This is a genomic window from Microbacterium sp. P5_B6, assembly GCF_056400345.1.
The window spans coordinates 51,703-63,728 of record NZ_JBFULL010000004.1 but is presented as its reverse complement, the minus strand read 5'-3'; the positions used below and the strand labels follow the sequence as shown (position 1 = coordinate 63,728).

Genomic DNA, 12,026 nt, shown 5'->3' with positions numbered 1-12,026 from the left:
CTATCGGCCGGTCGCCGCGAGGGCGCCCTGGCGCTCGGGGATGGGCAGTCCGAGGTTCTCTCGGAGCGTCGATCCGTCGTACTCGGCGCGGAGGGATCCGCGCTCCTGCAGGAGCGGAACCACCGTGTCGACGAACTCGTCCAGACCGCCGGGCGTGAAGTGCCCGCCCAGCACGACCCCGTCGGCGCCGTCATTCTGGATGAAGTCGTCCAGCCCCTCGGCGACCTGCGCCGGCGTCCCGATGAAGTTCGCACGCGGCGAGATCTCCGCGGCGAGCCCGCGGATCGTCAGTCCCTTGGCCTCAGCGAGCTCACGCCAGGCGCGCACCGTCTCGAAGCGGTCCTGGTAGATGAATGCGCGACCCTGGATGATGGGCGCGGCGTCCGGATCGGGTTCGACGTCCGGCAGCGGACCGTCGATGTCGTACGCCGACAGGTCGCGGTTCCACACGTGCTCGAGCAGCACCTGGACCGTGCGGTCGGTGAGCTGCTGCTCGAGGATGTGCCGCGCCTTGTCCTGCGCGTCGGCGAGCGAGTCGCCGAGGACGAATCCGGCGCCCGGGATGATCTTCAGGTGGTCGGGATTGCGCCCGTAGCCGCGAGCGCGCGCCTTGATGTCGAGATAGAAGTCGCGCGCCTCAGGCAGCCGCGAGTACGGCGAGAAGATGAGGTCCGAGTTCGCCGCCGCGAAGTCGCGGCCCTGCGACGAGATGCCCGCCTGCACGATGACGGGGTTGCCCTGGGGGCTCCGCGGCACGGTGAAGCGGCCCTCGATGTCGAACTGGGCTCCCGAACGCGAGAACGCGCCGGCAGCGGCATCCGTCAAGAACTCGCCCGTCTGCTTGTCGGCGACGATCGCGTCCTCGGCCCAGGAGTCCCAGAGGTCGCGGACGGTCCGGACGAACTCCTCCGCGCGGCTGTACCGCTCCTCGCGGGTCAGGAAGCCGCCGCGGCGGAAGTTCTGACCGGTGAAGGCGTCCCAGCTCGTCACCACGTTCCAGCCGGCTCGGCCGCCCGAGAGGTGGTCGAGGCTCAAGAGCTGACGCGCCAGCTCGTACGGCTCGTTGAAGGTGGCGTTGATCGTGCCGACCAGACCGATGTGCTCGGTGACGGCGGCGAGCGCGGCGAGCACCGGCAGCGTGTCGGGGCGCCCCGCGACATCCTGCTCGAAGACCTTGCCCGCACGCTCGCGCAGCGCGAGGCCCTCGGCGAGGAAGAAGTAGTCGAACCGCCCCCGCTCGGCGGTCTGCGCGACGTGCCGGAAGGTCTCGAAGTCGATCTGGCTGCCCGCCTCGGGGTGCTCCCAGAGCGTGTGCTCGTTGACGCCCCCGACGTAGGCGGCGAGGATGATCTGCTTGCGTGAATTCGTGGTCATGGTGAGCTCCTGAGTGGCCGATTCAGCGGGCGAGCGCGGACGCGTAGCGCGTAGGCGCTGTCGCGTAGCGGTTGGGGACCGTGGGGGGAAGACCGAGGCGCGAGCGCAGCGACACGGAGTCCTCCTGGATCGCGAGCAGGTCGCGGCGACGAAGCTCCGGGATGACGTCCTCCACGATGCGGGGCAGGTCGTCGGTCGTGACACCGGGGCGAAGACGCACACCGGCGTAGCCGACGCCGCCGAGCGACGACACGAGATCTGCGAGCTCGGGCGCCGACCCGGTGAAGACCAGAGCATCGGAGGCGAGCGGCCTCCCGAGCGCCTCGAGTCGCGCGAGTCGGGAGGCACCCGTCTCGGCGCCCGCCTCCGCACCGTCGAGGAACACCACGATGTCCGCATAGATGCGCAGGCGCTCCCCGTCGCGGCCGACCTCGTCCTCGGCGCGACGCACCTGGCCGACGATCGCCGCGGCGTCGTGGATGTCCTGCGGCGTCACGAACACGACGTCAGCCGACTCGGCGGCGAAGCGGTAGGGAAGCTCCGCGTGCGCGAGCGCCGCCACCACCGGCTGCCCCTGCGGCGGCCGGGGAGTGATGGACGGCCCGCGCACGCTGAAGCGGTCACTGGAGAAGTCAACGGTGTGCAGTTTGTCGGCATCGAGGAAGCGGTCGGTCGCGACATCCCGGATCTCGGCGTCGTCCTCCCAGCTGTCCCAGAGCCGGCGCACGACCTCGACCACCTCGGCCGCTTCCGCGAAGAGCTCCTCGGCGAAGGCCTGGCCGCGCGGGTCGTCGATCCGGTCGAACTCGGGCACGTCGCGGCGGCCGAAGTGGCGCGCCTCGTCCCAGCGTCCCGAGACCTTGGCCTGCCATCCCGCCCGGCCGAGGCTCGCGTAATCGAGCGTGGCCACGGCCTTCGACACGTGGAACGGCTCGGTGTGGGTGGTCGTCACGGTCGGGATGAGCCCGATGCGCTCCGTCACGGGGGCCAGTCGCGCCGCGAGCAGCAGCGCGTCCAGCCGGCCGCGCACCTCGTCGGTGCGGTCGTCCGGGCCGAAATGGCGGCTCGACTGAAGCGCCAGCGAATCCTCGATCGTCGCGAAGTCCACACCGCCCCGATCGGCGAGCTGCACGATGTCGGTCCAGTACGCGGGCGAGAACAGCTCGGTCGGGCGGGCCGACGGCTCGCGCCACGCCGCAGGGTGCCAGCCGGCACCCTCCAGCGCGATTCCGAGGCGGAGCGGCGAGAGCGGCGAGAGCGGCTCAGTGGTGGTCATCGGTTCTCCTGTTCGTCAGCACTTCGTCTGCTCGCGCCTGGTCTGCGCTTCGATGGTCAGCTTGTCCTGGCCGCGGTGCGGGGCGCGAAAGGCGCCGTCAAAGGCGGTCATGCGACTTCACGAGCCGTAATGGATGCGTCGGCCCGGGCATCCGTCCCCTGTTCGGCACCCGGCTCCCAGCCGAGCGCGGGCAGCACCGCATGCCGGATGTCGAACAGGATCTGTCGGTACTCGTCCTCGGTGAAGCCGTACGGCAGGGCGACGCGCAGCTCGGTGGCTCCGTCGAAGCTCGGGTCGTCGGCAAGACGCTCGACGATCTGCTCGGCCGTCCCGACGAGATCGCGCTGGAACACCACCCGCCGACCTCCGAGTTCGGCGGGCTCCGCTGTGCGGGCCGAACGCGCCTCCGCGTACGCGAGGTAGTGCGCGCGCTGCTCGGCCGTCGCCGTCGTCGTCGGAACGATCACGCGCTCGACGCCGACGACGGCGTCGCCGGACCCTTGGAACTCGGAGTGGTAGAGATCGAGGTGATCGCGCTGCGCCGGTTCGAACGTGTCGTGACCGCCGGCGTCGCTCAGGTTGCCGAGCAGGAGCTTCAGCCCGTGCGCGGCGGCCCAGCGGACGGAACGCTCCGAGCCGCCGCCGAGCCAGACGCGATCGCGCAGACCGTCGATGTGCGGCTCGATCCTCGGCACCTGCGGCCCGTACGGGGTGTACAGCGGCTCATCGGCCAGCACCTCCCCCTCGAGCGCCGCGAGGAACCGCTCGATGAGCACGTACGGGTCGAGCGCATCATCCGACCGCCCCAGCGAGGCGAGCAGGTCGCCGTGCGGCGAGGAGGTGCTGATGCCGACGTTGACCCGGCCCCCCGAGAGGGCGTCGACGGTGCCGTAGTCCTCGGCGAGGCGGAAGGGCGTCTCGTACCCCAGCGGCACGACATCGGTCTCGAGCCGGATCGTGCGTGTGCGCTGGGTGGCCGCCGCGAGGAACGGCAGCGCCGACGAGATGCCCCGCTCGAGATGCCGCTGACGGATGCCGKCCACGTCGTAGCCGAGATCCTCACCGAAGGCGAACAGCCGAAGCGCTGCCTCGAGCCCGGCGCGCGGATCGCCCGCGGGGTGGTTCCCCGCGAGGATGAATCCTGCGCGGGGAACCCGGCGGCTCGTCACGAAGCGTCCTTCCACGCGCCCACGAGCGACTCCAGACGCGAGTCGGCGCCGAGGGTCACGCCGTGCACCGCCACCTGGGTGCCGATGATCGACGTCAGCTCGTGGACCGGGATCTGGTAGTACTGGCTCGCGATCCGCTCCTGCGCGTCGGCGAGGATCGCGTCGCGCTTGGCCGGGTCCGGCTCCGCCAGCTGTCCCTGCAGGAGCGCTTCGAGCTCGGGGTCATCGATGTTCGCCTTGGTCGTGGCCTGGGAGAACTGCGTGCGCAGGACGTCTCCATCGGCGCGCGAGAGGTTGCCCCAGGTGATGTCCCAGTCGCCGGCCTCCTGCTTCGCGAGGAAGTCGGGCACGACGCTTCCCGACAGCTCCAGCGTGACGCCGACCTGCGCGAGCTGCTGCTGGATGAGTTCGAGGCTCGTCTGGTTGGGGCCGAAGTTGGTGACCCAGATCAGCTGCAGCGTGAGCGGCTGCCCATCCTTCTCGCGGACGCCGTCCGACCCGAGCTTCCAGCCGGCGTCGTCGAGCAGCTCACCGGCGCGATCCTGGTCGAACGCGAAGTACGAGCTCTGGTCGGCGTACGACGGCGTGTTCTTGGCGAGAGCGCTCGTGCCGACGTTGAAGAGCTCGTTGAGCGACGTGTCGCGCACCTCCTCGGCGTTCACCGCCGACGCAAGCGCCTCGCGGACAGCGGGGTCCGACACGATGGGCCGCTCCACGTTGAAGGTGAGCCCGAAGCTGATGCCCGGGTTCGCCCGTGAGACGAGCGGACGACCGGATGCCTCGACCACCGGCACGTCGGTCGGCTGCACGCCGCCGATCACGTCGAACTGGTCGGACTCCAGTCCGCCCGTGCGCACACTGGCCTCGGGCACGACCTGGAAGGTCACCGTGTCGAGGTGGGCGGCTCCGTCGTTGCCTCGGGATGCCGGTGCCCACGCGTAGTCGTCGCGCTGGTCGAGGACTGTCGAGACGTCCTTCGTGTAGGAGTCGAGCGTGAACGCGCCGGTGCCCACGACCGCCTTGCCGTCGGCACGCTCGGCGTACGGTACCGCCAGGGTGGCTGCGCCGACGATGCCGAGACCGACGGTGGAGGTCGCCTGCGGGAAGGCCGCATTCGGCGTCGTGAAGTGCACCTCGACGGTGTCCTCGTCGACGGCGACCGACTCGGAGTAGCCCACGAACGATCCGACGGACGCGCTGAGGGCTCCGGCGGAGACGAGGTCGTCGAACGTCGCCTTGACCGACTCCGCCGTGAGCGGCGTCCCGTCCGAGAAGGTGACGTCGTCGCGCAGGTCGAAGGTGAACACGGTCGCGTCGTCGTTCACCGTGTACGACTCGGCGAGCCAGGGCTCGAGCTCATTGTTCTCGGGGTTCTGGTAGAGCAGCGAATCCACGAGCTGGCGCGTGACGTACCAGGTGTCGTTGCCCGAGCCGAAGCCCGACGGGTTGAGCGAGATCGGATCGTTCGCGATGGCGAACGTGAGGTCGCCCCCGTCGACGGGACCCGCTTGCGGATCCGGCGCGCTCGCCGTGTCCGTCGAGCTCGCGCACGAGGTGATGACGAGGGCGGCCGCGAGGGCGATGGCGGCGCCTGCCGCCGCGCGGATGGGCGGAATGGTGCGGTTCGTGCGGGTGCTCATGATGCTCCTTGGTGTGGAAGTCGTGGGGTGCTGATGGGAAGAGTCGCGCGAAGTCCGCCGGGGATGGCATCGATCAGTGCTCGGGTGTAGTCATCCGTCGGCGAGTCGAAGATCTCGTCGACCGATCCGGACTCCACCACGCGACCGGTGCGCAGCACGGCGACGCGGTGGGCGATCTGGCGGACCACCGCGAGGTCGTGCGAGATGAAGAGATACGTCAGGCCGAAGTCCCGCTGGAGGCCGACGAGCAGGCTCAGGATCTGGTGCTGAATCGACACGTCCAGCGCCGAGACCGGCTCGTCGAGCACGAGCAGCTCGGGCGAGATGGCCAGGGCACGGGCGATCGCGACCCGCTGGCGCTGCCCGCCCGACAGCTCGGAGGGGCGGCGGTGCAGCGCCGACACGGGCAGCGCGACGACATCCAGCAGCTCAGCGGCGCGCTGCGCGCGCGATCGCCGGCCGCCCACCCCGAATGCCCGCAGCGGGTCGACGACCACCTGCTCGACCGTCAGCCGGGGATTGAGGGTGGCGTACGGGTTCTGCTGCACGAGCTGCACACGCCGGCGGAGTTCGCGCAGGCGGCCGCCCCGCACCGACGTGACATCCTCGCCGTCGAGCAGGACCTCGCCGGAAGTCGGCTCCGTCAGCCGCAGCGCGAGTCGCGCGGTCGTGGTCTTCCCCGACCCCGACTCGCCGACCAGGGCGAGTGTCGTCGCACGAGGGATGGCGAACGAGACGCCGTCGACGGCGCGCTGTGCGGCGCCGGCTGATCCGCGCGGCAGGGCGAACTCCTTCACCAGGTCGCGCACCTCGAGCACCGGGGCCCGGGGCGCGGCATCCGGTTCCCCATCCGGCTCGGCGGATCGCGTCTGCCAGGCGAGTGCCGACGTCCGCCCCGCTGCCGGCGTGCGCTCCGCTGCCCGCGGCGTGGAGAGACCCTCATCGTGCGTCTCCGTCGCCAGGAGGGATGCCGCACCGCGGTGCACGCTGAGACTGGGAGCGGCGGCGATCAGCCGCTGCGTGTACGGGTCTCGGGGCGAACCGAGCACGTCGCCGGGGGTGCCAGACTCCACAAGACGACCGCGGTGCATCACCAGGATGCGGTCAGCCCGATCCGCCGCGACGCCGAGATCATGCGTGATGAGCAGGATGCCGGTTCCCGTGTCGTGACGGACGCGATCGAGCTGGTCGAGGATCTGGCGCTGGACGGTGACGTCGAGTGCGCTCGTCGGCTCATCCGCGACGATCAGCTCGGGCCGGCCGATCAGCGCCGTCGCGATCAGCACGCGCTGCCGCATGCCGCCGGAGAGCTCGTGCGGATACTGCCGCGCGCGCAGTTCGGGGTCCGGGAGTCCGGCCTCGGCCAGCGCCTCGACAGCACGCGCGTGCGCGGTTGCCCGGTCCGCGAGGCCGTGCACGAGAAGGACCTCCGCGACTTGGGCGCCGATGCGCGTCACGGGATTCAGGCTCACCGTCGGATCCTGGGGCACGAGTCCGATGCGACGTCCGCGGATGCGGGTGAGCTCTGCACCGCTCGCGGACACGAGGTCGACGTCGCCGAGCAGGGCCGCGTCGGCGCGGACGCGTGCCGAGGCCGGGAGCAGCCGCACGATCGCGTGCGCCGTGGTCGACTTGCCTGAACCGGACTCGCCGACGATGGCGACGGTCTCACCGGCGCCGACGTGGAACGAGACGCCTTGCACGGCATTCACCGTGCCTCGCGAGGTCTCGTACGACACCGAGAGCCCCGCCACGGTGAGCACCAGGGGCGCTGTCTTCTCCGACGCGATGGTCATCGTGCGCTCCGATCCGAGTCGAGTGCTCGCGAGAGCCGGTTGGCGGCGAGGACGGTGAGGGCGATGACGATGCCGGGGAACGTCGTGAGCCACCACGCGTAGCGCAGGTAGTCGCGTCCGGCGGCGACGAGCGAGCCCCATTCCGCGAGCGGCGGCTGCGCTCCGTACCCGAGGAAGCTCAGCGCCGAGACGGCGAGGATCGCCCCGCCGAGCTCGAGGACCGCCAGGACGATGACCGGCCCGACCGCGTTGGGCAGCACGTGTCGTCCGAGCACGCGGAGCCAGCGATTGCCAGAGGTGTAGGCGGCCTCGATGTACGGCGACGAGCGCACGCGCAGCACTTCGGACCGCATGATCCGGGCGACCGAGGCGATGCTCGCCGCGCCGACGGCGATGGCGACGTTGACTGTTCCGAATCCGAGGGCCGTGATGATCGCGAGCGACAGGAGCAGGCCGGGGATGGCGAGCAGCACGTCGGCTCCACGCATGATGAGGTCGTCCACGCGTCCCCCGCTGAAGCCGGCGACGAGGCCGAGTCCCGCACCGACCAGGATCCCGACGGCCACCGCCACGGCAGCGGCCGAGAGGGTGAGGGATGCGCCGTGCACGACGCGGGTGTACAGGTCGCGGCCGATCTGGTCTGTGCCGAACCAGTGCTCGAACGACGGCGGCTGCAGCTTGTCGGCGGGGACCCCGAGGAACGGGTCGCCCGGGGCCAGGAGCGAAGGCACCAGGGCGGCGATCGCCACGAGCGCGAGCCACACGACGGCGGCGGCGACCGTGGGACGCCGGAGCGGTCCGAGCAGCCGGGTCACGCGAGGGCGCCGGGTGTGCTCCGTGACGGCGTCATCGAACCGGTCGTTCGCCGTCTGCGCGAAGGTGTCGTGCGGGTGCTCGGGCGCACCGGGAGGCGAATCGGGAAGAAGGGCGATCGTCTCGCTCATCGGGGGCCTCCGGCCGGTTCGAGGGGTCGCGGATCGGCGGAGTCCGCTGAGTGGTCCGCGCCGTGCGCGTCGGCGCCGCCGACGACCGGCGCGCCGGGCTGGGCATCCGTCGCCTTCACCGCTGAGGCAGCCGGGCGACGTCGCCTCCCCCCGCCGGTCAGCACGATCCGCGGGTCCATGAGCGGGTAGATGAGGTCGACGAGGAGGTTGACCGAGACGAACACGATCGCGGCGAACAGGACGACGCCCTGCACGACGGGGATGTCCTGCTGCTGGACGGCCGAGGCCGTCACCCGGCCGATGCCGGGGCGGGAGAAGACCGTCTCGGTGACGACGGTGCCCGCGAGGAGCTGGCCGACGATGAGTCCCGTCATGGTGAGCGCCGGCAGGGCGGCATTGCGCAGCGCGTGCCGCACATGCACGCGCGAGCGTCGGGCGCCCTTGGCCCAGGCGGTGTCGATGTACGGCTCCCGCAGGGTGGTGTCGAGGCTCTTGGTCAGCAGCTGCGCGACAACCGCACCCGTCGGGATGGCGAGGCTGATGGCGGGCAGCACGATCGAGAGCGGGCCTCCGTCGCCCACCGCCGGGAAGATCGGGATCGCGAACGAGAACCACTGGATGAGCAGGAGGCCGAGCCAGAACGACGGGATCGCGACGCCGAGCGGCGGCAGTCCCACGAGGAAGTCGCCCAGGCGGCGGCTGCGCGTGTACGTGGCGAAGAACGCGAGTCCGGCCCCGCCGACCACGGCGAGCGCGAAGCCCGCGGCCGCGATCTGCGCGGTGGGAGGAATGGCCTCGCCGAGGATCTGGGTGACCGGCCGCCCCGTGACGATCGAGGTGCCGAGGTCGCCGTGCAGCGCGTCGCCGAGCTGGGTGACGTACTGGACGATGAGCGGCTGGTCGAGGCCGAGCTCTTCCCTCAGTGCGTCGAGCTGCTGCTGGCTGACATCGCTCGCGTCGGCCCCGGCAAGCAGCTGGACCGGATCAGCCGGCAGCGCATAGAGCACGAGGAACGAGACCGTGTAGGCGGCCCACAGCACGACGACAGCCTGCAGAAGCCGTCTCGCCAGATACCGCGCCATCCGTGCACCCCCCGGGTTCCGGCCCGTCCTTCGGGCCAGAACGACACGTTCCCAGGGGTCGACGGCGGCGCGCACGCGCGCTTGTCACCGCTCGACATTCCCCGTCACGGGGCGTCACAGGAAAAGGTGCGGGGGGAGCCGTTCAGCCGAGCGGCACGAGGGGCGGCCGCTCCGGGCTCGTACGGATCTCGACCCGCGAGCCGGTGCTCGACGACTCCAGGAGTCCCGTCATCACCTCGAGCACGTGCAGTGCCATGTCACCCGAGGCGCGAGGTGCGGCACCGTCGGTCGCGCGCACCATGTCGAGGAGCCCCGTGCCCCGTGCCGCCCCGGCGATCCCCGCGCGGGCCGGGACCGTCCCCCAGTCCCCAGACCCCAGCCGCCGCACCGAGACCTCGCCGTCGAAGTTGTTCGGGTCGGGGACGATGAGGGATGCCGCTTCGCCGTGCACCTCGATCGGCGGCGCCGTGGAGGCCACGGAGTCGAAGCTCGTCGTGATCGTCGAGAGGGCGCCGGACGCGTGCTGCAGGATCCCGGTCACGTGCGAATCGACGGCGACCGGGACGACTTCGCCTGCGCGGGGACCCTTCGCGATCACGCGCTCGTCCCGCAGCCGGCTCGCAGCGCCGATCACCCAGTTCACCGGACCGAGAAGCTGGACCAGAGCCGTGACGTAGTACGGACCCATGTCGAGCAGGGGTCCGCCGCCGGGCTGGTAATAGAAGTCCGGGTTCGGGTGCCACCCCTCGTGGCCGGGTGACGCCATGACCGCCGTCGCGGCGAGCGGCCGGCCGATCTCACCGGCGTCGATGAACGATCGAGCGGTCTGGATGCCGGTGCCGAGCACCGTGTCGGGCGCGCAGCCGAGGCGCACCCCGGCGGCGCGCGCCGCCTCGACGATCGCGTGTGCGTCCGCCAGCGATGCGGCGAGCGGCTTCTCCCCGTACACGTCCTTGCCGGCCGCGATCGCCGCCAGGGCGATCTCGGCGTGCGCGGCCGGGATGGTGAGGTTGAGGACGACGTCCACCTCGTCCGAAGCCAGCAGGTCGGCGACCGAGAGCGCGCGCGCCGACGGCAGGGTCGCTGCGACGGCCTCGGCGCGCGCGGCATCGAGGTCCGCGACCGCCGTGATCTCGGCATCCGGAGCCGAGGCGAGCGTCTCGAGGTAGACGCGCGAGATGACCCCGAGCCCTATGACTCCGATCCGGTGCGCGCTGCCCACAGCATCCCCCTCTCGATGATCGTGCGGACGCTCGGGTTGTCGATCACGTCGACGCTGTGCCCCGGGGTCGACACGGCAATCCGGCCCGAGCCCCACCGGCGCGTCCAGACCGCCGGGGACGTGTGCGGCCGATGCCACGGCTGCTCGGGTTCTGAGGCGTGGGTCGTGGTCGCCAGCACGTCGCTGAGGTCGTCCGTGAGCACCCAGTACTGCTCCGTGTGCAGGTCGAAATCGTCGATTTCCGCGGTGATCGGATGCTGCCGCCCGAGTTCCGTGATGTTCACCGTGTGATGGCGGAAGTACTCCTCGCCTTCGGCGTGCGGCACATCGGGACCGACCGCGGGGTGCGAGGCGAAGATGCCGCCGACGAGCTGGAGGTAGTCGGACGAGGTGCGGAATGAGTCCACGATCCCGCCGTGCCAGCCGGCGAAGCCCGTTCCCGCCTCGATCGCCGAGCGCAGGCCCGCAATCTCCTCCTGTGCGATCTCACTCATCGTGATGCATTGCACGATGAGGTCTGTCTCCGCCATCGTCTCGGGCTCGGCGTAGACGGCCGTCGACTCCTCGACGCGCACGGCGAAGCCGTGCTCCTCGAGGAAGGGGATGAAGCGCTCGGTCGCCTCGACGGGCTGGTGACCGGGCCATCCGCCTCGGACGATCAGGGCCTTGCGGGGTGCTGACATGGGATTCCTTCCGCGACGCCGGCCTCGAGGGCACGGCTCCGCCGACGATACCGGGGAGGTAGCCTCGAAGCCATGGACGACCCTCGTGAAGGCAAGAACGGCATCACGCCGACGCGCATCGGCATCTGGGTCGTCGTGGCGGGCATCGGCCTCTACATGATCGTGTCGGGGCTGATGGGCGCGCTCGGCGGCGGAAGCTAGGAACGCGGCTCCGGGTTCGCCGGACGTCTCGGCGGAACGTCCGACACCCCGAGCACGAAGCGCGCGATCTCGAGAGCAGTTCCCTCGAGGACCGGTCCCCGGCCGAATTCCCAGTCGGCGTCGGTCGCGCGCAGAGCGTGACCGCCGACCACGGCTCGTCGCTCGAGCGGCGCCGATGTGGCGCCGTAGAGCGAGACGATCCCCAGCGTCGTCGCATCGATGCGCGGCTCGGCGCCGAGGTGGTCGCTCAGCTGAAGCAAGGCACGCACGGCGTGCGCCAGAGTCTTCGTGGACTGTCGGCGACCCGACGTGATCGTGGCGGCGACAGCCCGGAGGTCGGCCGGGCTCGCAACCGATGTCGAGGCATCCGTGACACGGGCGGCGCGCGCGAAGTCGGACGCGCGCCCGGCTCGATCTGGCGCCGTGTCGAGCAGCCGCGCCGCCTCCTCGACAACCGCCGCGAGGGGGAGGCGCCGGTCAGAGGTGACACCTGATTCGTCACCCCGCGGGCGATTGCTGAACGGCAGGAACCGGGACAGGTCGGACACGCTGTCAGCCTAAGCGTGTGACGGCGATGTGACACCGGCGGGCTTCACGGCGGGGATGCGGGCCCTATCGTGTGACAAGTCACATTGCGGG

General features: G+C 71.0%; 11 protein-coding genes. 1 reads left to right on the top strand and 10 read right to left on the bottom strand.

Annotated elements, in window-relative coordinates:
- From AC1DP3_RS06915 to AC1DP3_RS06875, 9 genes are all read right to left on the bottom strand, one after another.
- Window positions 1-1,374: an NtaA/DmoA family FMN-dependent monooxygenase gene (locus AC1DP3_RS06915; RefSeq protein ID WP_477292415.1), complete on the bottom strand. Its 1,374-nt coding sequence runs from the start codon at window positions 1,372-1,374 to the stop codon at window positions 1-3.
- 22 nt (window positions 1,375-1,396) lie between these two features.
- Complete coding sequence (locus AC1DP3_RS06910) at window positions 1,397-2,650, bottom strand: LLM class flavin-dependent oxidoreductase (RefSeq protein WP_477292414.1); 1,254 nt, start codon at window positions 2,648-2,650, stop codon at window positions 1,397-1,399.
- A 107-nt stretch (window positions 2,651-2,757) separates the two neighbouring features.
- Window positions 2,758-3,819: an LLM class flavin-dependent oxidoreductase gene (locus AC1DP3_RS06905; protein WP_477292413.1), complete on the bottom strand. Its 1,062-nt coding sequence runs from the start codon at window positions 3,817-3,819 to the stop codon at window positions 2,758-2,760.
- Window positions 3,816-5,459 carry an ABC transporter substrate-binding protein gene (locus AC1DP3_RS06900; RefSeq protein ID WP_477292412.1) on the bottom strand — a complete coding sequence of 548 codons (1,644 nt, stop codon included), beginning with the start codon at window positions 5,457-5,459 and terminating at the stop codon, window positions 3,816-3,818. Before AC1DP3_RS06900 ends, AC1DP3_RS06905 begins: the two co-directional genes overlap by 4 nt.
- The gene (locus tag AC1DP3_RS06895) at window positions 5,456-7,255 is read right to left on the bottom strand and encodes a dipeptide ABC transporter ATP-binding protein (RefSeq protein ID WP_477292411.1); all 1,800 of its coding nucleotides are present in this window, start codon (window positions 7,253-7,255) and stop codon (window positions 5,456-5,458) included. Before AC1DP3_RS06895 ends, AC1DP3_RS06900 begins: the two co-directional genes overlap by 4 nt.
- Window positions 7,252-8,199, bottom strand: a complete 948-nt coding sequence (locus AC1DP3_RS06890; RefSeq protein WP_477292410.1) for an ABC transporter permease — start codon at window positions 8,197-8,199, stop codon at window positions 7,252-7,254. The genes AC1DP3_RS06895 and AC1DP3_RS06890 overlap by 4 nt, the downstream gene beginning before the upstream one ends.
- Window positions 8,196-9,281, bottom strand: a complete 1,086-nt coding sequence (locus AC1DP3_RS06885) for an ABC transporter permease (protein WP_477292409.1) — start codon at window positions 9,279-9,281, stop codon at window positions 8,196-8,198. The genes AC1DP3_RS06890 and AC1DP3_RS06885 overlap by 4 nt, the downstream gene beginning before the upstream one ends.
- A gap of 142 nt (window positions 9,282-9,423) precedes the next feature.
- Window positions 9,424-10,503: a Gfo/Idh/MocA family protein gene (locus AC1DP3_RS06880; RefSeq protein WP_477292408.1), complete on the bottom strand. Its 1,080-nt coding sequence runs from the start codon at window positions 10,501-10,503 to the stop codon at window positions 9,424-9,426.
- Window positions 10,473-11,186 carry a ThuA domain-containing protein gene (locus AC1DP3_RS06875; protein ID WP_477292407.1) on the bottom strand — a complete coding sequence of 238 codons (714 nt, stop codon included), beginning with the start codon at window positions 11,184-11,186 and terminating at the stop codon, window positions 10,473-10,475. The genes AC1DP3_RS06880 and AC1DP3_RS06875 overlap by 31 nt, the downstream gene beginning before the upstream one ends.
- A gap of 72 nt (window positions 11,187-11,258) precedes the next feature.
- Here AC1DP3_RS06875 and AC1DP3_RS06870 point away from each other — a divergent pair, with 72 nt between their 5' ends.
- A complete protein-coding gene (locus AC1DP3_RS06870; RefSeq protein ID WP_477292406.1) occupies window positions 11,259-11,387 on the top strand; it encodes a hypothetical protein in 129 nt (42 codons plus the stop codon).
- Here AC1DP3_RS06870 and AC1DP3_RS06865 read toward each other — a convergent pair.
- Entirely contained in the window at window positions 11,384-11,935 is a 552-nt protein-coding gene (locus tag AC1DP3_RS06865; protein ID WP_477292405.1) for a hypothetical protein, read from the bottom strand. The two genes, AC1DP3_RS06870 and AC1DP3_RS06865, sit on opposite strands and share 4 nt — an antisense overlap.
- Between the last annotated feature and the right edge of the window lie 91 nt (window positions 11,936-12,026).